The organism is Alistipes indistinctus YIT 12060, assembly GCF_025144995.1.
GTDB classification, from domain to species: Bacteria; Bacteroidota; Bacteroidia; order Bacteroidales; family Rikenellaceae; genus Alistipes_A; species Alistipes_A indistinctus.
In genome coordinates this window covers 2458535-2483144 of sequence record NZ_CP102250.1, presented here as the reverse complement: position 1 = coordinate 2483144, position 24610 = coordinate 2458535, and the positions used below count along the sequence as shown (strand labels likewise).

19 protein-coding genes are annotated in these 24610 nt (G+C 57.8%); 2 read left to right on the top strand and 17 right to left on the bottom strand.

The genetic code is table 11. The features are described from left to right. Positions 1 to 121: 121 nt before the first annotated feature. The 5 genes from nusA to NQ495_RS10205 all read right to left on the bottom strand — a co-directional run bounded on the left by nusA (position 122) and on the right by NQ495_RS10205 (position 5707). The gene (gene nusA, locus NQ495_RS10225; protein WP_009133156.1) at positions 122 to 1351 is read right to left on the bottom strand and encodes a transcription termination factor NusA; all 1230 of its coding nucleotides are present in this window, start codon (positions 1349 to 1351) and stop codon (positions 122 to 124) included. A gap of 30 nt (positions 1352 to 1381) precedes the next feature. Beyond that, entirely contained in the window at positions 1382 to 1849 is a 468-nt protein-coding gene (rimP, locus tag NQ495_RS10220) for a ribosome assembly cofactor RimP (protein WP_009133155.1), read from the bottom strand. Between the two features lie 293 nt (positions 1850 to 2142). Then, positions 2143 to 3255 carry an acyltransferase family protein gene (locus NQ495_RS10215; RefSeq protein WP_009133154.1) on the bottom strand — a complete coding sequence of 371 codons (1113 nt, stop codon included), beginning with the start codon at positions 3253 to 3255 and terminating at the stop codon, positions 2143 to 2145. 212 nt (positions 3256 to 3467) lie between these two features. Further along, positions 3468 to 4271: an acyl-ACP--UDP-N-acetylglucosamine O-acyltransferase gene (lpxA, locus tag NQ495_RS10210; protein WP_009133153.1), complete on the bottom strand. Its 804-nt coding sequence runs from the start codon at positions 4269 to 4271 to the stop codon at positions 3468 to 3470. A 44-nt stretch (positions 4272 to 4315) separates the two neighbouring features. Next, positions 4316 to 5707, bottom strand: coding sequence for a bifunctional UDP-3-O-[3-hydroxymyristoyl] N-acetylglucosamine deacetylase/3-hydroxyacyl-ACP dehydratase (locus tag NQ495_RS10205; RefSeq protein WP_009133152.1), 1392 nt, complete (start codon positions 5705 to 5707; stop codon positions 4316 to 4318). Between the two features lie 82 nt (positions 5708 to 5789). On the opposite strand from NQ495_RS10205, the gene NQ495_RS10200 reads away from it, so the two are divergent. Both NQ495_RS10200 and NQ495_RS10195 read left to right on the top strand, forming a co-directional pair. Further along, the gene (locus NQ495_RS10200) at positions 5790 to 6686 is read left to right on the top strand and encodes an energy transducer TonB family protein (RefSeq protein ID WP_161988861.1); all 897 of its coding nucleotides are present in this window, start codon (positions 5790 to 5792) and stop codon (positions 6684 to 6686) included. A 234-nt stretch (positions 6687 to 6920) separates the two neighbouring features. Then, the gene (locus NQ495_RS10195) at positions 6921 to 7772 is read left to right on the top strand and encodes an enoyl-ACP reductase FabI (protein WP_009133150.1); all 852 of its coding nucleotides are present in this window, start codon (positions 6921 to 6923) and stop codon (positions 7770 to 7772) included. A 220-nt stretch (positions 7773 to 7992) separates the two neighbouring features. Here NQ495_RS10195 and NQ495_RS10190 read toward each other — a convergent pair whose 3' ends face one another. The 12 genes from NQ495_RS10190 to NQ495_RS10135 form a co-directional block, all read right to left on the bottom strand. Then, positions 7993 to 9483 (bottom strand): M28 family peptidase, encoded by a 1491-nt coding sequence (locus tag NQ495_RS10190; protein ID WP_009133149.1) that lies wholly within the window; start codon positions 9481 to 9483, stop codon positions 7993 to 7995. A gap of 139 nt (positions 9484 to 9622) precedes the next feature. Next, positions 9623 to 10918, bottom strand: coding sequence for a gliding motility-associated protein GldE (gldE, locus tag NQ495_RS10185; RefSeq protein ID WP_118060813.1), 1296 nt, complete (start codon positions 10916 to 10918; stop codon positions 9623 to 9625). Positions 10919 to 11184: 266 nt separating this feature from the next. Next, positions 11185 to 12753, bottom strand: coding sequence for a cell division protein FtsZ (ftsZ, locus tag NQ495_RS10180; RefSeq protein ID WP_009133147.1), 1569 nt, complete (start codon positions 12751 to 12753; stop codon positions 11185 to 11187). Between the two features lie 13 nt (positions 12754 to 12766). Then, positions 12767 to 14200, bottom strand: a complete 1434-nt coding sequence (ftsA, locus tag NQ495_RS10175) for a cell division protein FtsA (RefSeq protein ID WP_009133146.1) — start codon at positions 14198 to 14200, stop codon at positions 12767 to 12769. A 117-nt stretch (positions 14201 to 14317) separates the two neighbouring features. Beyond that, positions 14318 to 15151: a cell division protein FtsQ/DivIB gene (locus NQ495_RS10170; protein ID WP_009133145.1), complete on the bottom strand. Its 834-nt coding sequence runs from the start codon at positions 15149 to 15151 to the stop codon at positions 14318 to 14320. A gap of 116 nt (positions 15152 to 15267) precedes the next feature. Beyond that, positions 15268 to 16629, bottom strand: a complete 1362-nt coding sequence (gene murC / locus NQ495_RS10165; protein WP_009133144.1) for a UDP-N-acetylmuramate--L-alanine ligase — start codon at positions 16627 to 16629, stop codon at positions 15268 to 15270. Positions 16630 to 16840: 211 nt separating this feature from the next. Further along, the gene (murG, locus tag NQ495_RS10160) at positions 16841 to 17962 is read right to left on the bottom strand and encodes an undecaprenyldiphospho-muramoylpentapeptide beta-N-acetylglucosaminyltransferase (protein WP_009133143.1); all 1122 of its coding nucleotides are present in this window, start codon (positions 17960 to 17962) and stop codon (positions 16841 to 16843) included. A 34-nt stretch (positions 17963 to 17996) separates the two neighbouring features. After that, complete coding sequence (locus NQ495_RS10155; RefSeq protein ID WP_009133142.1) at positions 17997 to 18347, bottom strand: DUF3795 domain-containing protein; 351 nt, start codon at positions 18345 to 18347, stop codon at positions 17997 to 17999. Between the two features lie 159 nt (positions 18348 to 18506). After that, positions 18507 to 19808, bottom strand: a complete 1302-nt coding sequence (locus NQ495_RS10150; protein ID WP_009133141.1) for an FtsW/RodA/SpoVE family cell cycle protein — start codon at positions 19806 to 19808, stop codon at positions 18507 to 18509. Positions 19809 to 20258: 450 nt separating this feature from the next. Continuing rightward, positions 20259 to 21617, bottom strand: coding sequence for a UDP-N-acetylmuramoyl-L-alanine--D-glutamate ligase (gene murD, locus NQ495_RS10145; RefSeq protein WP_009133140.1), 1359 nt, complete (start codon positions 21615 to 21617; stop codon positions 20259 to 20261). A gap of 2 nt (positions 21618 to 21619) precedes the next feature. Continuing rightward, entirely contained in the window at positions 21620 to 22867 is a 1248-nt protein-coding gene (gene mraY, locus NQ495_RS10140; protein ID WP_009133139.1) for a phospho-N-acetylmuramoyl-pentapeptide-transferase, read from the bottom strand. A 5-nt stretch (positions 22868 to 22872) separates the two neighbouring features. Beyond that, the gene (locus NQ495_RS10135; RefSeq protein ID WP_187118312.1) at positions 22873 to 24531 is read right to left on the bottom strand and encodes an outer membrane protein assembly factor BamB family protein; all 1659 of its coding nucleotides are present in this window, start codon (positions 24529 to 24531) and stop codon (positions 22873 to 22875) included. Positions 24532 to 24610 lie beyond the last annotated feature (79 nt).

Here is a 24610-nt window from a genome sequence, read left to right as displayed (position 1 = left end):
TGGGAAACAGGGCTTTCCCGCTATTTCCCATGGGCACAGCCGCCGTCTCCGGCCGCCCGGTGCGACAGACTGCAGAGCGGCACGCCATCCGCAGCGCCCTGCAAAGTCTCCCCGTCCGACTCTATTCGAACTCGGATTTGAGGATACGCATCACCTCGTCGACGGTCTCCACCTCGAGGTCGGTACGCTTGGCCAGCTCCTCGACGGAAAGTTCGAGCACGCTTTTAGCCGTATCGCAACCGATGCTTTTGAGCTGGTCGATGATCCACTGATCGATCTCATCCGAGAAATCGTCGAGTGCCACGTCTTCTTCCTCGACTTCGCGGTACACATCGAGGTCGTAACCGGTCAGCATGCTGGCCAGGCGAATGTTCAGGCCGCCCTTACCGATGGCGAGTGACACTTCGCTCGGTTTGAGGTAAACGGCAGCCGTTTTGGTCTCCTCGTTGAGCTGGATCGACGACACCTTGGCCGGGTTCAGCGCGCGCTGGATCATCAACTGCGAATTCGACGTATAATTCACTACGTCGATATTTTCGTTACGCAGCTCTTTGACGATCGAATAGATACGCGAGCCCTTCATGCCGACGCAGGCGCCGACCGGATCGATGCGGTCGTCGTACGATTCGACGGCCACCTTCGCGCGCTCGCCGGGAATGCGCACGATCTTCTTGATCGTAATCAGCCCGTCGTAAATCTCGGGAACCTCCATTTCGAACAGCCTTTCGAGGAATTCGGGCGCCGTACGCGAAAGCACGATCAGCGGCGAGTTGTTGCGCATTTCGACGCGGGCAACGATCGCCTTGATCGTATCTCCCTTGCGGAAGAAATCGCTCGGGATCTGCTCGGCCTTGGGCATCACCAGTTCGTTGTCCTCGTCGTCGAGGATCAACACCTCTTTTTTCCACACCTGATAAACCTCGCCGGTGATAATTTCGCCCACCTTGTCCTTGTACTTTTCGTACAGGTTGGCCTTCTCCAGCTCCATGATGCGCGAAGCGAGGTTCTGGCGCAGCGACAGTACCGAACGCCGGCCGAAGTCGGCCAGTTTGATCTCGTCGGCAACCTCCTCGCCCACCTCGTAGGTCGGGTCGATCTTGCGGGCGTCGGTCAGCGAAATCTGCTGGTTGGGATTCTCCACCTCGCCGTCCTCGACGATCGTGCGGTTCCGCCAGATTTCGAGGTCGCCTTTCTCGGGGTTGATGATCACGTCGAAATTCTCGTCGGTCTCATAGGTCTTGATCAACAAGTGGCGGAACACGTCCTCCAACACACCGATCATCGTGCTCTTGTCGATATTCTTAAGCTCTTTGAACTCCGCAAAAGTGCTTATCAGATTGAGGTTGTCCATAACTGTAACTTATTCTGAATTTGTATGTTTTCACTTAAAGCTAAGATGTTCGCAGGTCGATTTGACCTCGGCGAGCGGCAACTCGCGCCGGCGGGTAACGAGCTCCTTGCGCTTTTTACCCTCGACAACCGCCTTCTCCTGGTACTCCACCGTAATCGCCTCACCGGTCGCATCGGTCAGGGTGGCCACCAGCTTACCGCCCTCCTTGAGCACCACTTCGACCTCGCGGCCGATCAGTTTGCGGTACTGGCGCAGCATTCTCAGCGGCTGCCCGATTCCGGCCGAAGTGACCGTCAGTTCGAAATCCTCCTGCTCGCGGTCGAGCGACGCCTCGATCGCCCGGCTCAGCGCGACGCAACGGTCGATGCCCACCTGCGTATCGCTGTCGACGACCACTTCGATCCCGTTCCCCGGCGCAACGCGTACGTCGACCACAAAGAGGTCGGTACCGTCCATCTGCGCCTCGGCGATTTCGCGTATCCGTACAGCGTCAATCATAATCGATTCGGTTTCATATAGTTAACAAAACGGGGGACTTACCGTCCCCCATCCCATCGCGTAGAATATGGTGCAAATATAGCTATTTCCCCATAAAAAACAATACTCCGCCCCGATTTTATTCCACTTTTTCCGGTTCCTACGAACCTGAGGCGAGTTTCTATCCGGACGCCCCTTACGAACCGTCCCTGGCGAACCGCCCCGATCCCGCCATGGATTCGCCGACCTTGTACAGTTCCGGCCCCGGCTCACATCCCTTGTCCGCCGCACGGGTCCAGTTAGCCGCGCCGCACTCACCACCCCCACCGCCGCACGGCCGGAATCCGCCGGATCAGATGGGCGGCACCGAATCCGGTAACGATCGCAGCGACACAGACGAATGCCGCTCCTACCCACGGCCCCATTCCCCGGCACTGGGCCAGGAATGTGGCTCCCACGACGAAAAACGGATGCAACACATAAGTCATGTAACTATCGGCGGCCAAAGCCCGGAAGAACCGGTCGGCCTCATTCCCCCAGCGTTTGAATGCTGCCAGCAGAAAATACGAAAACCCGACACACAGAATCGGCTCCCACATGGCATAAGCAAAAGCCATCCGGTTCCAACCTCCCGAATCGGAATCTCCGGACGAACGGTTCACGAAATAAAACGCCACAAACGCGACAATGGCGACCCATGCCAGCCCGAACCAACCCAGGGCGTTGCGCACCTGCATCCGTTCGAGCCACCCGTCGCGCCAGGCAACGATACCGGCACAAAACATGCCCACATACAACGGGAAATATCCGAATTGCAACCCGAACCAGCTCTTCCCGGCCGGACATACCAACCGGATAGCAAACGCAACCAATCCCATCACCACAATAAATGCGACGACCGTCCGGACGGACGGCAACTTAGTTGCAGCGGAGATCTTCGGAACGGTTTTGCGACAGGAGCGGTACACGACATACAACAATTCGAAAACGAGTAACGTCAGCACGAACCACATCGGGCCCGGGTAATGGTTGTGCAAGAACACCTGCACCCAATCCACCGGCACTCCCTTATAGAACCGAATGATACCGACCAACGCAGGATTCAGCACCAGGATAAAAACCAGCAGAGGAACACCCAGCCGCACCAGCCGGTCCCTGACAAATGCCATCGCTCCTTTCCGCTCGTACGATGCGGGCATCAACCAGGCGGAAATAAAGAAAAAGAGGGCCATAAAATAGGACTGATCGATCCCCATGACCAGCGACATCAGTCTCTCGCTCCAGCCGCTCCAAAGGTCGGGCGATTTATAGTACCAGCCGCCGGAAGCCCCGAACGCAATAGCTGTATGATGAAAGATAACCAGACAGGTCAAAAAGACCCGCAATTTATCCAGATAGGGGTAGTAGGTTTTCGCAGCAGGGGACATGAGTCAAATTTTTCCGGTAAAATAACAAAAATATTCCCGGCGAACGTCCGATCGCCGGGAATATTAGCGGAAATATTACAAGCTTATAACCTGTTTGGATCTTCTTCATCCGGCGAACGAACCACTCCGGACCCCACCATGCAGAAATATCTGTACACGCACGGGAGATTAAGAACGCAGCCCATAGCAATACCAGCCGCCCCGGAAAGGATTTAGCCGATATCCTCGTTTTTTTTGCGCGGATTGTACGGTTTGATGATGCCGCGCTTCGAATTACGGATAAAACTCAGCATCATATCCCGCTCAGGACCCTGCGGCATCTCTCTCTCGACCAACTCGCACCCTTTCGTGTAGGAGTACCCCGATTGGAACAAGATGCGGCACATCTCCTGGATCTGCTCGATCTGCTCGTTGGTAAAGTCGCGCCGGCGCAGGCCGATCGAATTGATGCCCACGAACGAAAGCGGATTGTGCGCCGCCGTCACGAACGGGGGGATATCCTTGCTGATGAGCGAGCCTCCGCTCACCATCACGTGCGCGCCGATACGCGAGAATTGGTGCACGGCGCAATGGCCGCCCAGAATCGCCCAGTCGTCGATCTCGACCTCACCGCCCAGCGATACGCGATTGGCGAGGATGCAGCGGTCGCCCACCACACAATCGTGTCCCACATGCACATAAGCCATCAGCAACACATTGCTGCCTACCACGGTCTTTCCTTTAGCCGCCGTTCCCCGGCTGATCGTCACACTCTCGCGGATCATCGTATTGTCCCCTACTTCGGCTGTCGTATATTCGCCTTTGAACTTGAGGTCCTGCGGGATGCCGGCCACCACGGCGGCAGTATGCACCTGACAGTTCCTGCCCAACCGGGCTCCGTCCATCAATACGGCCCCGGGGCCGATCCAGCAACCGTCGCCTACGATTACGTCGTCGGCAATATAGGCGAAAGGTTCTACGGTAACGTTCGCTCCGAGCTGAGCCTTGCCGGAAACGTAAGCCAATTTGCTAATCATGCTTGCGGATAAGGATATATGAATGTATTCGTAACTCTGTGCTATTATGCTTTATTGCGGGCCACCTGCGCCATCATCAGCGCCTCGGTTTTGAGCTGGTCGCCGACGAACGCCTTGGCTTCCATCAGCACGATACCGCGCCGGATCGGTTCCACCAGCCTCAGTTCGAACTGCAGCGTGTCGCCCGGAACCACCTTGCCGCGGAACTTCACGCCGTCAATCTTCATGAAATAGGTCGAATAGTTCTCCGGATCGGGAATATCGTGCAGCGCCAGGATTCCCCCGCACTGGGCCATCGCTTCGATGATCAGCACGCCCGGCATCACCGGCTCCTGCGGAAAGTGTCCCACGAAGAACGGTTCGTTCATCGTCACGTTCTTGATGCCGATCACATGTTCCGAATCGACATGCATCACTTTGTCGACCAACAGGAACGGAGGGCGGTGCGGCAGCATCGACCGGATCTGGTTGATATCGTATTCGGGTTCCGTATTGGGATTGTACCGGTAGGAAGGCCGCACCGAATCACGCTTGATGTTCTTGCGCACCAGCTTCGCGAACTCGGTATTGGCGAAGTGACCCGGTTTGTTGGCCACGATGCTGCCCCGGATACGCACCCCGATCAGCGCCAGATCGCCCAGTACGTCGAGCAGTTTGTGGCGCGCGCATTCGTTCGGGAAGCGCAGCTTGAGGTTGTTGAGGTATCCTTTGGTAACCTTGATATCGGCCTTGTTGCAGAGCTTCGAAAGGCGTTCGAGCTCTTCGGGCGTGATGTCGCGCTCGACGATCACGATCGCATTGTCCAGGTCGCCGCCTTTGATCAGGTTGTGCTGCAACAGCTGCTCGATCTCGTGCAGGAAAACGAACGTCCGGCACGGGGCGATTCCCGAGGAAAAATTCTCGATGTTGTCGAGCCGGGCATACTGGTTGCCCAAAATTTTCGAATTGAAATCTATGTTGACATTGACCGTGAACTTGTCGTCGGGATAGGCCGCGATTTCGACCCCTTTGTCCTCGATCGAAAAGACCGTCTTTTCGTTGATGTCGTAGTACACCCGGTCGGCATCCTGCTCCTGAAGCCCTACGGAGGCGATCGCCTCGGCATATTCGCGGGCCGAACCGTCCATAATCGGCGTTTCGGGCGCATCGACCTCTACCACCGCATTATCCACGCCGCACGACCACAGCGCGGCCATCACATGCTCGATCGTGCTCACGCGCACGCCTTTGCGCTCAATGGTCGTCCCCCTCGAGGTGTCGACCACGTAATCGGCCAGGGCCTCCACTTCGGGAGCCCCTTCCAAATCCGTCCGGCGGAACCGGATCCCGCTACCCGCCTCGGCAGGCAGGAAAGTCATCTGTACATTAAGCCCGGTATGTAGCCCTTTTCCCTGAAAAGAGAGGGGGCCGTTCAATGTCTGTTGTTTCTGCGACATGATTTTTGTAAATAATTTAGGTGCAAAGGTATTATTTTTTTTCAAAGAAATCGTAATTTTGCTTCTCTTTTGTAACAAAGCGATGAATCCAGATCCCCGTCCAACCTCCACTCAGGCAGCTTTCTCCGGACAGCAACAGCCCGCCGCGCCCCGCGATCCGAGGCGGGGCCGGATCGTTTTGCCGTTCGATCCGCAGCCGGTCGACCTGGGCACATGGACCTACGAACACAAGGTGGGACTCTGTGTGATGATCATCGCTTATCTGGTGCTCGGCATCATTTTCGTCACGACCAAACTGGTCGTAGGAGGCGCTCCGCCCGACCAACATACGATCTACCTGGACATGGTTCCCCCGCCTCCCGAGCAAAAACAGGAGCTGACACCCGAAGAGCGCCGGCAAATGGAGGCCGACCTGAGCAATGCGCATAACGCCATTTCCAACGAAGACGCCCGCAACGAAGCCTCCCGCCAGAACGAACGCACCAGCGGGGCCGGTTCGGGCGGCTCGCAGGGCAGTTCGAACGGCAGCCCGATCCCGGACAATATCGCCGACGAGGCCGACGCCGTGGCGGCGCGCATGCGCGCCTCGCGCGAAGCCTACGAACGCGGCCTGCGCGAAGAACAGGCGATGATCGACGCGCACAACGCCGGCAAGCGGAGCAAGGACAACCAGGGCAAAAAACAGGAGGATGTCCGCGTCACAGGTAACGTCTTGATCTCTTTTTCGCTGGCCGGGCGTACGTTTACCTACATGCACGTCCCCGCTTACCAGTGCGAGGGAAGCGGCCAGGTGGTCGTTTCCATCAGCGTCAACCGCAACGGCAAGGTCACCTCGGCCAGCGTGCGGAGCTCCACTTCCGGCGAGGAATGCCTCTCGGAACGTGCACTGGAAGCCGCACGCCTGTCGCGCTTCAATGTCGACGCGTCAGCTCCCGCGAGCCAGTCCGGCACGATCACCTACCTGTTCCAGCGGCAGTAATTTTCATTGCAACCGGTCTCTCTTCCCGGCCACAGGTTTTCCTCCGGGCGGAGTTACAGGACCATATCCCACTAAAAAAGAACGCGCCAAAACGCACCGGAGTCCCCGTACCGACAGGAAAAAGCACACCGGCTCAAACAGGATAAGCATTTCAGCATAAGCCGAATAGCGGCACGGAGTTTGCTTTCCGGGATATTTTAGTACCTTTGCCCCGACCAATTTATAGAAAAACATATGGCATACAATCTTCTTAAAGGGAAAAAGGGCCTCGTCTTCGGGGCACTGAACGAACAGTCGATCGCATGGAAAGTGGCACAACGGGCCGTGGAAGAGGGCGCCGAGATCGTACTGACCAATACTCCCGTCTCGATCCGCATGGGCACAATCGACGAACTGGCAAAGGCGTGCAACGCCCCGGTGATCGCGGCCGACGCGACCAGCGTAAAAGACCTCGAGAACCTGATCGACCAAACCATGGAACATTTCGGAGGCAAGTTCGATTTCATCCTCCACTCGATAGGCATGTCGCCCAACGTCCGCAAGGGACGCACCTACGACGACCTCGATTACGACTACCTCGCCAAAACGCTCGACATTTCGGCCATCTCGTTCCACAAAGTCATTCAGGTCGCACGCAAAAAAGATGCGATCAACGATTGGGGCTCGATCGTCGCACTGACCTACATCGCAGCGCAGCGTACGCTTTACGGCTATAACGACATGGCTGACGCGAAAGCTCTGCTCGAATCGATCGCACGCAGTTTCGGCTACATCTACGGCCGTGAAAAGTGCGTACGCATCAATACCGTCTCGCAGTCGCCCACCCCGACCACGGCCGGCAAGGGCGTATTGGGCATGGAAGACCTGCTCGACTACGCAGAACGCGTTTCCCCGCTAGGCAACGCTTCGGCCGACGACTGTGCCGGCTACGTGCTGACGCTTTTCTCGGACCTGACGCGTAAGGTAACAATGCAGAACCTGTTCCACGACGGCGGTTTCTCGAGCATGGGCATGAGCCGCAAGGCGATGACCACCTATGGCAAAGGCCTCGAAGTGGAATACGAGGACATCCGGCTGAAGAAATAAGCCACAAAAATAACTGAACGACAAAGGCAGCCTCCTCCTGAGACTTCACCGGCCTTACAAACTTGCGGTGACAATAAGAATCACAAGACCGGAAACGGCGGCAAGTCAGCCTCGGGCGAAAGGCAACCCGGCACAATCCGGACCGTACAACAACAAGGGAACCGCATCGATCGATGCGGTTCCCTTGTTTATTTAGGTTTAAACCAAGCCCGACCGGGACTTATTTATTCGCAATGTTGATCACCGCGATGCAGAGCGCCCGGGCGGCATCGGCCATAATAACGGGATCGAGCTGGTCGATCGTATCTTCGGGCACGTGGTAAGCCTGCGGCCACGGACCGCCGGTCGCACGCATCTCGATAGTCGGGATCTTTTCATTCTGGAACGCATTGCCGTCGGTGAACATCCGCGTCGCATAGCTCCAATCGTTCATCACCGTCGAGAAAGGACGGCGCGCCCAATTCTCCGATCCGTCACGAAAATAGGGTACCAGATCTTTCCATTCGGTCGCCGTATTCACCATCAGGCCGTTACCCTTTCCCAGCATATCGATGTTGACCATGCAGGTGATTTTATCTTTCGGGAAAGGCATGCTTTTGAGATAGTGCCCGGCTCCGAGCACGCCGAGTTCCTCTGCGGCGAACAGCACGACGATCACGCTGCGCTTCATCTGCACGCCCGAGGTAGCGAGCGCCTTGGCCGCCGCCATCATAATCACCGAACCCGAAACATTGTCCAGCGCACCGGGATACATCTCCGGCAGCATACCCAGGTGGTCGAGGTGCGCACCGAGAATGATGTATTCGTTCTTGAGTACCGGATCGGTACCTTCGATGACGCCGACGACATTGGCCGTCGTATTGTCGGGATAGAATTTGGTATCGGCCGCCACGCTCACGGTACGTCCGGTGAAAACGGGCTTACCTTTGAAGGCTTTGAAACGGTCACGCCACTGGCCGAGCGTACGTCCCGTACCGGCCATCAGTTCCTTGGCCGTAGCCTCGCTGATGAAAGCCACCACCACGTCGTCCTCCGCACGGCGGGGAAAAGGATTGGCATATTTCGACACGAAGAGCACTCCGGCCGCACCCGCCTCGGCCGCCGCAGCGATCTTGGCCCCGGCACGCTGGTGCTCGCTCCACATCTTCAGCGTATCGAGGTTTTTGCCCTGATAGGGGTAACCTCCTTCGCACAAGACGATCTTGCCGCGCACGTCGACACCTTTGTAATCGTCGTATTTGAGTTCGGGCGCAGTCACGCCGTAACCCACATAAACCAGCTCGCCGGTCACGTCGCCGTTGCCGGAAAGAGCGGTCGGGAAATAATCCTTGCGCGGCAGGTAGTCTTTCACGACGGTATCTTTGCCCAACAGGTAAAAGGCTTTCAGGTGTCCCACGCTCTGCACGTCGTTGTAGGGCTGCGCAAAGGTGTTCTCGTATGTGCCGTTGTCACCCATCGGCTTGAGGCCCCATTTCTTGAAATGGTCGATCACATAAGTCACCGCCTTGTCGTAACCGACATCTCCCGAACGGCGGCCGCGGTACTCGTCCTTGAGCAATTCATGCGCCCAGGTGTGGATGTCCTCGGGTGTCGCCGCATGGAATGCGGTCATCATGGCTTTTTGCTGGTCTGTCAATTGCGACGGCTGATCCGCTGCCGAAATCCGCCCGGCAAAGACCGCCACCATCAAAATTAAAATCAGTTTTTTCATTACGGTTTGATTAATCGTTTTAGTAGCTGTTTGATTATGGTTTTGTTGTTCTTGTTCTTGTTCTTGTTCTTGTTCTTGTTCTGCTGCCGCTTTTTGCCTTTCCAATCCCTCCCATTCGGCTCCGGCACCCTCCGGATACTTACTCCCCGAGCGCCACGCGCACCTTGTCGATCCGGTGCCCGTCGACCGCTTCGGCCGTCAGGGTCAGCTTGCGGCAGTAGAGCACCTCGCCCTGCCGCAGGAAATCGCGGCGGATTTCGAGCATCAGCCCCGCTACCGTTTCGGCATCGCCACGGAAGTTGTCGAGGTATCCGTCATCCAGTTCCAACACTTTCAACAGGTCGTTCAGGTGCGTCTTGCCGTCGAAAATATAGGTATTGGGGGCAACCTTCGTATAAAACTGCTGCTCGATATCCGACTCGTCGGTGATCTCGCCCACGATCTCCTCGAGGATATCCTCCAGGGAGATCAAACCGAGCGTCGAACCGTACTCGTCGACAACGATGGCAATGTGGATTTTCTGGGTCTGGAACTCCTCGAGCAGGCTGTTGATCTTCTTGTGTTCCGGCACGAAATAGGGCTTGCGGCAAAGGTTCGTCCAGCCGAAATCGTCCGCGGCGGAAATATAAGGCAACACATCCTTTACATAGAGAATGCCTCGCACATTGTCCAGGTTTTCCTCGTAAACCGGAATACGCGAATAGCCCGACTGCATGATCACCTCCTTGACCCGTGCGAAGTCCTCCGTTTCGTCGAGCGCGACCACCTCGACCCGCGAGCGCATGATCTCCCCTACTTCCGTATTGACGAACTCGACGATACCCGAAAGGATTTTCTTCTCCTCGACGGTCTGGTCCGAAGTCATCTCGATCGCATTCGAAAGCTCGTCCATCGAGATATTGACCTTTTTCTGCGCCATGCGGCGGTTAATCAGACTCCCCGAACGGATCAGCAGGTACGATACCGGACGGAACAGCGCACAGAGAAACCTGAGCGGCACCGCCATCAGCCCGATGACACGCAGAGAGTTATAGGTGGCGAAAATTTTAGGCATGATCTCGCCGAAGAGCAGCAGCAGGAAAGTAACGACCACCATTTTCACGGCAAATTCCAGTCCCGTGGCACCGCCGAAATCGATCCACGAATTGATCAGCGCGTTCGACAGGATCACGATGCAGATATTGACCAGGTTATTGGCGATGAGGATCGTCGAGAGCAGGTAATCGGACTTGTCCAACAGTCTCAGTGCCGCGCTGTTGCTGCGTGAGGGACGGTTGCGAAGTCCCTCCGCCTGATGCGGAGAGAGCGAGAAAAAGGCGGTTTCGGAAGCCGAGACCAGCGCGGAACAGCAAAGCAGCACGGCAACACCCCCCAGCAGGAGAAAATCCTGCGGAGCGAGCGTATGGAACACGACTGCCGGAATAGAATGTATCAAACCTTAAAAAACCTAAAAAAAGCGCCGGAACACTGGTGTCCCGGTTACTGTAAGCCTTTTTTCCGCAGGCGACGCAGGCAACACCAGCTTCGCCTTTCCCTTACGGAACCCCGTATCACCGGGTGAAATGCGCCGAGCCTTCCGCTGCCGTCCGGATAATGCCGCTATCACGACGCCGATCCGGTTCCGCAGGATTTCTCCCGCACCGCATCCGACCGTCCGGCTATCAACGGGTCAACCCGCTTACGAACCAGATTCCCGCCCTTTTAATCGAACAGTGACCCGCCCCCGGGGTTGTCGTTTTGAGGGGCATCGTCCTTGAGCACGACGCGGGTGGCGCGTCCGCCTTCGTCGGAGCTATCCTTGACGAACTTCATGTTACGTCGCACGAAAGCGGGGACATTCTCCAATTCGTCGATATTGACGTCCGAATCCGGGCGCTTGGCCTCGATCACCTGCGGTGCTGCGGCCGGGCGGCTCAGCGGATTCGATCCTCCGGCGGCATTGGCGTTTTGCCCTCCCGGCATGCCGAACGGATTTTGTCCGGGAACGCCTGCCTGGGACTCGCCCGCACCCGGCTTCTGCACTCCCGGCTGGACGGGACGGTTGAAACCGGGACGATCCTGCAACGGATTCATTCCCTGCGGTGCTGCGGAATTTTCGGTCGGGGGCGTCCACCTCGGCCGCGGAGCGAAGGGGCCGTGGCGGCGCGGTATCTCGGCGGCAGGCGTCTCCTCCTCTGCGGGAACTTCGTCTCCGGCCGGCACATCCTCCTGCAAAACCGAACTGTCAATACGCGCCTGCAACGGCGACGAGGTCATGCGGTCGAACGACTGAGGCAGCGTATCGATGTCGAACCCGGTGGCGATGATCGTCACCTCGATATCCTGGCCGAGCGCCTCATCTGTGCCGGCGCCCCAAATGATGTCGGCATTGTTGCCCGAACGCGTCTGGATATATTCGGTAATCAGGTAAGTCTCTTCGAGGGTGATTTCCTCTTCACCGGAAGTTATGTTGATCAGGATATTGCGTGCCCCGATAATGTCGTTGTGGTTCAGCAGCGGAGAGGCGAGCGCCGCATCGGCCACTTTCATCGCACGGTCGTCGCCCGAAGCGCGGCCCGAACCCATCAGCGCGATGCCGCTGTCCTTCATCACGGTCTGCACATCGGCGAAGTCGACGTTCACCGTATTGTCACGCGTAATCACCTCGGCAATGCTCTTGGCCGCCGTGGCCAAAATATCATCGGCCTTGCCGAACGCCTCCGAAAGGGTCAGCTTGCCGTAAATATCCTGAATGTTCTCGTTGTTGATCAGCAGCAGCGAATCCACATACTGCCGCAACTCGTCGATACCCTCGTAAGCATGTTTCATCCGCTTCGGGCCCTCGGTCTTGAACGGCAGCGTCACGATGGCGACCGTCAGAATGCCCAGTTCCTTGGCAGCCTTGGCGATCACCGGTGCGGCACCCGTACCGGTACCGCCGCCCATTCCGGCCGTAATGAAGACCATCTTGGTTCCTTCGCGCTTGTAGATTTCGACGATTTCGTCGAGGCTTTCGAGAGCGGCCTCGCGTCCCCTTTCGGGGTTGTTGCCCGCGCCGAGCCCCTGCGTGAGGCTCTCGCCGAGCCGGACTTTGATCGGCACCGGACTGCGGTAAAGCGCCTGCCGGTCGGTATTGCAGACCATGAACGACACATCGGCTATCCCCAGGTCGAACATGTGGTTGACGGCATTGCTGCCGCCGCCGCCCACGCCGGTCACCATGATGATCGAGGGAGAGATCCTCGGACGGTCGAATTCTATGATATCGGGCATATTCTCTTGCTGCGGCATAATTCTCTGTGTACTATATTTCGTTATCTTCGATCACATCGAACATGTTGTCGATCTTCTGTTTGAGGCGTCCGAAAAGGCCGCCCCCCTTTTTGGTCTTGCCTGTAACGGGTTCTTCCTGAGTTTCTTCATCGATAAACTCCTGTTCGCGGTCGGCCGCGGCCTTGCGTTCGCGGTACAGCGTGTTGATCGTGCGGCGCTGCGGATTCTCGGTCGAAGCCGCCCCGTAGGAATTGCCGCCGAGCTCCGGCTGCGCCTCCTGGCGGGCCGGACGCGTCTGGGGACGGCTGCCCCGGACCGGTCTGCCCGAGCTAAGCCCTTTCAGCAACAGGCCCACTGCCGTAGCCAACGCGGGATTCGATGCGGACTCGATGCTTCCCGGCTCGATGACCGTATCGGGCGTAGCGACGCGTACGTCGATCCCGGTATAATTCTTAAACAGCAGGTCGAGGTCTTTCATCTGCGCGGCACCGCCGGTAAGCACGACGCCCGCACCGAGCTTCTGCTGGCAGCCCGACGCCTTGATCTCGGCCATTACGAAGTCGATGATGTCGAGCATCCGCGCCTCGATGATCGCCGCGAGGTTCAGCAGCGAAATTTCTTTGGGCATGCGTGCGTTCAGTCCCGGGGTCTTGATCGACATTTCGGTCTTGATCTGGTCGCGCATCGCGCTGCCGTAACGCACCTTCAGGCTCTCGACATGGCGTTCGAGAATGCCGTAGGAACGGATATCGCGGTTGATCGCGTTGCCGCCCATCGGCACGATGCCCACATGGCGGACGCTGTTCTTGTAGAATACGGTCACGTCGGTCGTACCGCCTCCGATATCGACCACGGCCACACCCTCCTCCTTCTCGTCCTCGGTGGCCACAGCCTCGGCCGAAGCGACGGCGTTGAGGAAAAGCCCTGCCTGCCGGATTTCGACCTTTTGCAACGCGCGTTTCACACGGCTGACGGCGTTGTTGTCGCCGAGCACGAAGTTGAACACCGCCTCGAGCTTGTTGCCGAACGCGCCCACGGGGTTCATCGTCTCCTCGTCGTCGACGATATAATTCTGCGGAATGATCTGGATGATGGTCTCTCCGTCGGGAGCCTGCACATTGCCCATGCTCTCGTGAAGCTTCTGGACGTCCTCCTCGCGGATCTCGCCGTCGCGGCCGACAAAAACGTAATAGGGATATTTGACGCAGCGGATGTGCTGTCCCGAAATGCCCGCATAGGCTTCCCGGATCGTGATCTGCTGGCGGGCCTCGATCGCCTCGATGGTTCGTTTGATGCTCTGGGCGACCAGTTCGACGTTCTTGATCTCGCTGCGGACGACGCCCTGCACGGGGGAGATTTCGCAATCAATGATGCGGACTTTGCCGCCCTCGCCGCGCGTGCCGACTACCGTCGCCACCGTGTTGGTGCCCAAATCAATTGCAACTACATAATCTCCGTTTTCCACTTCTCAGCCCTGTATTTAGCGTACAGTTTCCTGCACTTGTGATAATAAAACATATTCCGTACTCCCCACCCCGCAAGCCGCATCGACCCCCGGCACTCTTTCCGGAGGAACCGGGCCTTAATCGGAGCAGACGACCTGCCCGCGGTAAGCCAGGTTGATATAACGGCACGCCTCCCATCCTTCGTAAGCGAGGCCGTTGCGGTAGAAGCTCGTCAGCTTGTCGAGCTTGGAGCGGTAATCGTCGAGCGATCCTAAACAGACGATCTGGTCTCCAGCACGCGGAACCAGCTCGATCTGAGGATCATACCGACCTTCCGAACCGCCGTCCCGGACATTGATCTGCACCCAAAAAGCGCTCCAGAAGCCATCACTCTCCACGAATTTCACAAAATTAATCAGATTAGCCAAAAACAAATAATTTTCGGACACTTTTTTTTCGCCCTTTTTCGACCAATCGTCCAAACTTCCCACAAAGTCCGGGCCGAAAGGCGGCACGATCATCCCCGTGACAACCGGTACATAGACCGAATAGTAGCGCTGCGTAGGCAGGATATAATTGTCGTCGGTCACGTAGAAATCGTAACCGTTTACGCTGTTGACCCTTAGAACGGGTTTCCGCTGGGTAAGCTCGATGTTCAGCATGCCGTCCATCGACGTATAGGCGCGCACCGTTTTGACGAACCCGCGACGGCGGACGAACGCTTCGACCTCCAGCGTGTTGACTTTGCCGACCGGCTCGCGGAGAAACTCCTTCTGCTCGGCGGCAAACCAGTTCTTCACCATCGCCGGAGTGATGAATCCCCGTTCGGCACTGTCGAGCACCTTCACACGGAGACCCCGGCAAAGGGTCTGTTCCTGCTGCGCATGACAATACCGCGACGCGGCGATCAGGTAACCTACGATCACCGCCCACGACAACACGCCCAGCGTTATGGAGAAGATCCTTTTCAAAGCTTTATTGACTTATGCCGGTGCGACATGAACGTCTGTCGACCGTAACGGTAACAACAGCCCATGAATACCGGAAAGCGTCCGCAGCCCTGCAGTCCCGACGGACGAAAGGGCACTTATCTCTTTCCCAACAATTCCGCGATCGGCTCGCAAAAACGGTCGATATCGCCCGCCCCAAAGGTAATAATCGTATCGGGATTTTCCGCGCCCAGCAGTGCCAGCAGTTCATTTTTGGGAACCACTCGCGCGGGAGCCGTAATCAGCGGCAGCAACATCTCCGAGCAAACCCCCTCGATCGGCTCTTCACGGGCCGGATAGATCGGCAGCAGCAGCACCTCGTCGGCCAGGGACAACACGGCGGCGAACTCGCGGCAGAAGTCGCGGGTACGGGTATAGAGGTGCGGCTGGAACACCACGGTGAGCCGCCGCCCGGGAAACATCTCCCGGAACGAGGTGATCGCGGCTTTCAGTTCGTTGGGATGGTGCGCATAGTCATCCATATAGATGCGCTGCGGCGTATTGATGTAAAAATCGAAACGGCGCTTCACGCCCCCGAACGACGCCAGCGCGCCTTTCAGTTTTGCTTCGTCGAATCCGGCCACCCACAGCAGGGCGGCGGCGGCCACGGCATTCTCGACATTAACCCATCCCGGCACGCCCAGCGTACAATCCGCCAGCACCCGGTCGGGACAGACCAGATCGAACGTATAGCGCCCGTCGCTTCCAACACGGATATTCCTCGCATAAAAGTCGCACGGCGAATCGTAACTATACCGGTAAACCGTTATCTCCCGGTTGCGGATCGCCAGTTCCACGCCCTTCTTAAGGATCAGCGCGCCGCCCGGTTTGATCTGCGAAATAAACTGCGCGAAGGCCTCCCTGACCGCTTCGTGCGTACCGTAAATATCGAGGTGGTCGGCATCGGCCGACGTCACCACCGCCGCATCGGGCCACAGTTGCAGGAACGAACGGTCGAACTCATCGGCCTCGACCACCAGCCTCGGCCCCGGCCCCAGCACCAGGTTGGAAGCGAAATTCTTCGAAATACCGCCGAGGAAAGCGCTTCCGCCCCCGCCGGCTTCGTGGTTCAGCCAGGCGGTCAGCGTCGTAGTGGTGGTTTTGCCGTGGGTACCGGCCACCGCCATTACATATTTGCCCTGTGCAACGACACCCAGCATCCGCGACCGCTTCACGATCTCGAAACCCTGCGCCAGGAACCACTCCCACTGCGGATGGTCGTGCGGTACGGCCGGAGTATAGACCACCAGCGTCGATGCCCGGTCCCGGAACGGCTCGGGAATCGCCGCCACCGCTTCATCATAGGTTACCGCGGCCCCTTCCGCCGAGAGCAGGCCGGTCAGTTCGCTTTCGGTGCGGTCGTAGCCCGCCACCCGTTTGCCTTCGTGGAGGAAATAGCGCGCCAGCGCACTCATGCCGATCCCGCCGATCCCCAGAAAATATACGTTTTGAAACTCCATGTTTTATTGATTTTGCAACACCGCCCCCTTATCGGACGACAGGTTCTTCAGTCGAGTAAACTCATTGTGGATAAGAAGCCATCCTCTACCTCTCGTGTATGCGCACCGTCTTTCCCCTATCCTCTGCCGGAATCCTCCTGCCGTACCGTACAGAGTCGGCACACCTGCGATAAATAACCGGCGGATAATTTACGAACGTTTGGATCCCGATTTAATTTTTCCGCACCACCGCCACGATCTCGTCGACGATCCGTTCGGCAGAGTCCGCGATGCCCAGCACGCGGATATTGGCGGCCATGCGCCGCATCCGCTCCGGGTCGGCCAACAACGCATCGACCACCGGGAAAAGCCCCGAAACCGCCTCGCCGTCGCGCACCAGCAGCGCCGCACCCTTCTCCACGAGGGCCAGCGCATTCTTGGTCTGGTGGTCTTCGGCCACATTGGGCGACGGCACGAAAATCGCCGGCTTTCCGATCAGGCACAGTTCCGACACCGTTCCGGCCCCGGAACGCCCGACCACCACGTCGGCAGCGGCATAAGCGAGGTCCATCCTGTCGATGAACGCACCGCGCCAGATACCTTCCGACGAACGGCCCTGCATAAATTCGGTCATCTCGCGCTCGTAGAATTTACCGGTCTGCCAGATCACCTGCAGGCGTCCTTCGGCGGTAATACGTTCCACATTGGCTTTCATCATGTTGTTCAGCGTGCGCGTACCGAGGCTGCCGCCCACGACCAGTACCACCGGCTTATCCGCTTCGAGCCCGAAATAGGCCAATGCTTCGGCCTTCCGTGCTGCCGGGTCCGCCCCTTCGGCAAAACGTCCGCGCAACGGATTGCCCGTCATCACGATGCGCTCCTTCGGAAAGAAACGCTCCATCCCCTCGTAAGCCACACAGATGCGTCTAGCCCGCGATGCGAGCAGCTTGTTCGTCACCCCGGCGTAGGAGTTCTGCTCCTGGATCAGCGTCGGAATACCCATGCGCTGGGCGCTCCACAGCACCGGTGCGCTCGCATAGCCGCCGAAACCGACCACTACGTCGGCCCCGAAGCTGCGGATCACGCGACGGGCCTTTCGGAGCGACGCGGCGACCTTGAACGGCAACGACAGGTTGCGGGCCGTCAGCCGCCGTTGCAGCCCCGCCACGGGCAACCCCTCGATGCGGTAACCCAATGCGGGAATCTTCTCCATCTCCATCTTACCCTCGGCACCGACGAACAGCAGTTCCACACCGTCGCCCAGCCGGCGCTGCAACGCTTCGGCCACCGCGACCGCCGGGTAGATATGGCCTCCCGTACCGCCGCCGCTCAGAATGATTTTTATTTTGTCCATAACCACACCTGTTTACAGTTCACATACCGGGATCTTATACATACAGTCCGGATAAAAGATTCTCCTTTGCGCCGGGAGCATGCTGCAAAACCGCACCGACTATCCGACAACCATCCAACTCTTTACAATCCCCGCAGGTTTCGAATCCTTTCGCATATACGCATTTGCGGATTTCGCAATACTCGCTGCAATAGGCAAATTTCACCCCCTCCGTACGACACCCCATGCAATTTACAGTCGCTGCGGTAATCTCCGGCGCACCGTTCATTTCACTCCACTTCCGGGCTGTCGTTTCCCTCAATTCATTGTCATCGGTGAGGGTAGCCCTGCGGGCGTCGCAGCTTTCGCAATCCAATCCGCAACAAGCTATCAATCGCTTCTTCATCCGGCTATCTTTCAAATATCCCTATGTAAGTATCCCTGTTTATTTTGCCCTTTCACACTCTCTTTTCCCGCTTCCCGATTCAGGGCCTTTCCCGCCACAAACCAACGGTTTTCCAAATCCAGGTACCGACTGCGGTTCTCCGGCCCTTTCGCCGCACCCCTACTCCAGCAAGGACTCGCCTTTGGGGCGGTCGAGCGACTGCTCTTTCATCTGGCGGCTCACGCCGAGGATAATCCCCAACGACAAACTCGTAAATACCACAGACGAACCTCCGAGACTGATCAGCGGCAACGTCTGCCCGGTCACCGGAAAATAGCCCACCGACACCATCATATTGATCAGCGCCTGCAACGTGATCATCAGGCTGAGGCCCAAAACCAGCAGGCTCGGCAGCGCCGTTCCGCACCGCTGGAAGATTACGATTCCCCTGAAAAAGACACACAGGTACAAAAACAGGATCAGACACGAGCCGACCAAACCGTACTCTTCGACAATGAATGCGTAAGCGAAATCGGAATAGGCGTGCGGCAGATTCGACCGCTGCGTGCTGTTACCCGGCCCCTTGCCGGTGATACCTCCCGAGGCGATCGCGATCTGCGCCTGCTCCTCCTGCAGGTTGTCCTCGTCGTTCTGGACCTGCACCTGTTCCGTTTTACTGAGCGCGTCGCCCAATCCGAGGCGGTTGACCCACGTATGCGAACGGCCGATGTTGAACATGTACATCACCGTCACGGCCGCCGCCATCACCACGACCACCAGCGCAATGAGCCGCCAGAGTTCCCGCACCCGCACCCGGCCGATGAAGAGCATCACCCAGCAGGTGAAAAAAGTGAGCGCTGCGGTCGAGAAGTTCGAAAAGAAGATCGCGCCGCAGGCTACGACCACGGGTCCCAGCAGCGGAATCGTCGTATCGAAAAGAATGTCGCGGTTCTTGCGCGGGTTCTTGCGCCAGCCGCCGGGAGTCAGTGCGGGCAGGATCGGGATCTTGTCGATCACCTTCTGGCGTTTGGCGAGTTGCTGCGCGAGCAGCGCCACCAGCGTCACACGCATAAAATCCGAAGGCTGGAAGGTCATCCCGATGATCGGGATACGTATCCAGCGCGACGCGCTGTTCAGGTTCACGCCGATCACGAACGTAAGCAGCATGAAGCCGAGTGCCAGGATGAACAGCACCACGGTAAAGCGCACATAGCGCTGGTAGTTGATCCGGTGAACGAACCACATGATCACGAAGCCGATGGCGATGAATTTGAGCTGGTTGAAGAAGTAATGTGCGGTGTTGCCCCCGGCATTTTTGTAGGCCATCGACGCAGTCGAGGAATAGACCACCAGCAGCGAAATGATGGCCAGTGAGATAACGATGATCCACAACGGCTTGTCACCGCTGAACAAACGGTCGAAAAAGCCCGTTTCCGCCGGTTCTTCGGTCTGCCCCGGTTGCAGTTGCTGTTGTTCCGCCATTAGTCTCTGTCCTCGCTCGTAAATTATTTTTCAGGGGTTTTCCCGTGAACGCTTCGTCCTTCCATCCACGGATACTCTTCCGGTTTATTTCTACAGAATCTGTCGCCCGTTTACCGGTGCGTCGGCTGCAAATCCACGGCTGCCTTATCACGAGCTTTCCGTAAATCCCTTCCGAATCACGATCCCCATCCGCTCGCCGCAACCGGACCGTAAGTCCCCGCATCCCATCGGCATCTGCGGCTCCCTGCCAAATGCTTGTACTCCGGCCTCTTCCGGACATTTCGCCGGCCTATCGGCAGATCGCCGGGTGCCGGGACTGCACATTCACCGCATATCCGCCGTGCATCTCCCCCGGCCGTTACCGGACAGGACGCGATCCCGCACCTCCGTGAACCGGCCTTTCAAAGCCGCACGCCTCCGGGACTCGCCGCACAACCGGCCCGAAACGTCTTACCGGCCCTTTTTCCCGACGGCATGTTTCGCCACCCAGGCTTTGAACTGTTCGCCGCGCTGCTCGTAATTTTTGAACAGGTCGAAACTCGCACAGGCCGGAGATAACAACACCGTATCCCCCGGAGCGGCGCTCCGCACCGCAGCCTCCATCGCTTCGCCAAGCGAATGCGTGTCGACGATCTCCGGTATGCGTCCCGCGAACTCGCGCATCAGCTTCGCATTGTCCACACCCATGCAGACCAATGTCTTGACCCGGCCTTCGACGAGCGGGAAGAGCCGCGAGTAATCGTTGCCCTTGTCCGTTCCCCCGGCGATCCACACCGTCGGACGGCGCATGCTGTCGAGCGCATACCACACCGAGTCGACGTTCGTCGCCTTCGAGTCGTTAATGTACTGCACGCCGCCGTACTCGCCGCACGGCTCCAGCCGGTGTTCGACGCCGGTGAAGGTGCGCAAGGTCTGACAAATGCTCTCGGGGGGTACTCCGGCCGAAAGCGCCGCGATCGACGCGGCCATCGCGTTGTAAATATTGTGTACCCCTTTTATCTTCAGCTCATCCACGCCGATCGACAGCTCCTTGCCGTCCACCCGCACACGGATCGTGTCTCCGTCGAGACTCGCCGCACAACCTTCCGTGCATTTCACGCCGAAGGGCAGCACCTCCATGTTCCGATCGTGCCTGCCGAGGTTTTCGAGCGTCAGCGGATCGTCCGCGCAATAGACGAACTTATCGGTCGCTCGCTGGTTCTGAAGGATGCGAAACTTGCTGTCCACGTAATTCTGCAGCTTGTGGTCGTAGCGGTCGAGGTGGTCGGGCGTAATGTTCATCAGCACTCCCACGTCGGCCCGGAAATCGTACATGCCGTCAAGTTGGAAACTGCTCAGCTCGATCACGTACCAGTCGAAATACTCGGTGGCCACCTCCAGCGCGAAGCTCTGCCCGATGTTGCCAGCAAGGCCCACGCTCAGGTCGGCCTGCCGCAGCATTTCGTAGGCGAGCGTAGTGGTGGTCGTCTTGCCGTTGCTGCCGGTGATGCAAATCGTGCGCGAACCGTCCGTGTAGCGCCCGGCGAATTCGATCTCCGAGACTACCGGAATCCCGCGCTCACGCAGCGCCTTCACAATCGGAGCGCTCTCCGGAATGCCGGGGCTTTTGACCACCTCGTCGGCATCGAAAATCAACTCTTCGGTATGGCGTCCCTCTTCATACGACACGCGCCACTCTTCGAGTTGTCCCCTGTATTTCGGGGCGATCGCCCCCCGGTCCGACAGGAACACGTCGAACCCCTTGACCTTAGCCAGCACGGCCGAGCCGCAGCCGCTTTCGCCCCCTCCGAGCACTACAATCCGAGCCATCGTTATCTGATTTTAAGCGTTGCGAGCGTAATGGCAGCCAACAACAGCTGCACGATCCAGAAGCGTACGACGATCTTCGATTCGAAGTAGCCCTTCTTCTGGTAATGGTGATGGATGGGCGCCATCAGGAAGACGCGCCGCCCTTCGCCGTATTTGCGTTTGGTGTATTTGAACCATCCCCGCTGGATCAGCACCGACAGCGCCTCGACCAGGAAGATACCGCAGAGCAGCGGCAACAACAGCTCCTTGCGGATCAGCAGCGCGAAAACCGCGATGATGCCGCCGATGGCCAGCGACCCGGTGTCGCCCATAAAGACCTGCGCCGGATAGCAGTTGTACCACAGGAAACCGAACAGGGCCCCCGCGAATGCCGCGGCGAAAACGATAAGCTCGCCGCTCGAAGGAATGTACATGATATTCAGGTAGTCGGCATAGATCACGTTACCGGAGAGCCACGCCAGGATGCCGAGGATCACGACGATCGTGGCCGAGACGCCCGAAGCGAGCCCGTCGAGCCCGTCGGTCAGGTTCGCGCCGTTCGACACGGCCGTGATGACGAAGATCGCCACCAGCACATAGACCAGCCACCCGGCCCGGTCGCAGCCGTCGCTGTCGCCGGGAATCAGCCAGTGATAATCGAATTCGTTGTCTTTGACAAACGGGATCGTCGTCTTGGTGGTCTTCTCCGCAGGGCCCATGTAGACGGCCGCGCGCGCGCCGTTGTTGTTCACGTACTCGACCTGCGCTTTCGGCGCATGACGGTCGAGCTTCTGTTTGACGACCACTTGCGGGCTGAGCCACATGACCAGGCCCACGATAATGCCCAGGCCCACCTGTCCGATAATCTTGAAACGACCGTTGAGCCCCTCTTTGTTCTTGCGGAACACCTTGATATAGTCGTCCAGGAAACCGATCAGCCCGAGCCACACGGTCGAAACGATCATCAGCAGGACGTAGATGTTGGTCAGGTCGCCGAACAGCAGGATCGGGATCAGGATCGACGCGAGGATGATAATCCCGCCCATGGTCGGCGTGCCGCGCTTCTGGAGCTGTCCTTCGAGGCCGAGGTTGCGGATCTCCTCGCCGATCTGGCGGCGCTGCAGCATGCGGATGATCCGTTTGCCGAAGATCATGCCGATCACCAACGCGAGGATAATGCCCATCGCGGCCCGGAACGACAGCGAGAGGAACATGCCCGCGCCGGGAATATCGAAATGCAATGAAAGATACTTGATCAGGTGGTATAACATAATAACTACATTTTATCGTTTGGGGAGGCGCACAGGGCCCCCCGCCCCCTTCCATACAGTGCCAACGCCGTTCCGGCCGCCCGCTCCTGCGGCACGGCAGGCCGCTCATAGCGACGATCCAGCAAAGGTTTCAAATCGACTTTGGCCAACCCCTCCTCAGTATAAGAATACATCGTCGTACCCCGCAACCTCGTCGCCGGGAGAGCCAGTTCCGCATATCTGCAACCGTTATCGTCGATCAGGCAGCTCTTGTCACCCAAGCCGACCAGCAGCAGGTTGTCATATCGGTCCCGCTGAACCCAACAGGAATCGACGGGCACGATCCGGGCTTCATCACGAAGCACATTCCACCTCAACAGGTTATCTTTGTCAGTCCTCAGCGTCCAGTCGTCCAATCCCCCCGAAACGAATTCAAAACGGTCCTTCACCGAATCGTACAGGCAGTAACGTTCGTTATCCTCCCGCAGGATCCTCCCGACGACGGCCGTATCGATTTGCGTTTCGCGCTGCAATTCACCCGTATGCAGGTCATGCACCGCAATCCGGTCCTGTAAAGCCAACAAAACACTGCCTTCGTGGAATGCGTAATCCATGATCCGGCACCGGCGCTGGTCGACCACCTGCAGCATCGTCATCCGTCCCGTAGCCTTCTCGTATGCAGCCAGAAACGGTCTGCCGTACTCGACATACCGGTTTTGGAATACGGCTACCCCACGGTTAATCAGGAAAATCGACGTATCCGTTTCAAAAATATTCGAACGGCTTCCGGCTTTTTCCGGTAAACGGGTTTTCCACAACAAATGCCCGTCGGTACTGTCGAGTGCCACAATTTCCTCACGCGAAGCCCAGTAGAGCACACTATCCGACAGGATGGCATTGGAATGCAACTCCTTGATCATGTACGCCCCTCCCGTCGCAAAAGAACTGCTGGCAAACCCCAGCACCTGCAACGCGATCCGCTTATCATACGGCGCGCTCATCACCGCCTCGTAATCCCATCCCTGGCCCGTATAGAGATTGAACAGGTGCAGGCCGTCCGCTTGTACCAGCACGACCGAATCGCTTACCATATCACAAGCGCTCCATCCGGACTGGAAATTGAGCGGGCGTTTCCAAAGCGTCGAACCGTCCGCCAGATTGAATCCCTGAGCCTTCTCGCCCCTTGCACCCATAATCTGGGCATATCCCAATCCAATTTTCGGTTCCGCTCCCGACCAATCGTCCGGAAGCGCATACAGGCGGATTTTCTTTTCCCACAGGTCCGTACCCGTTTCCGGATCGATCCGCCGTGACTTTTGCAAATCGGTTTCTACGATCAACTCCTCATCGATCCACGTATGACCGAATATATAGCCAATGTCACGCTGCCATAAGACCGCTCCGTCCGACAGTTCCATCGAGATCATCGGTCCCACAGGCTCCAGATACTTCCCGTTCTTGGTAATATCCCGGAACTGTACAATCGCCCTGCCCGCGACAGTATCCAGCACCGGAATACGCTCCACCCGCCGGTTGAACCGGTACAGCACAGCCGGAATACTATCTCCCGAAACACAATCCCTGCCGACGAAACGGTTTTCACACGTCACCGTCACGGGTGTGTTTTTCTGCCCGCAAAGTCCTACCGGCACCAGCAGCAACCACAGGATTATATGTCGTCTCAAAGTCCCCATATACATTCATGCGGGTTATACCTCGTCATTTTTCACACGCTTACCAGGCCCGGGCCCCCGCCATACCGGC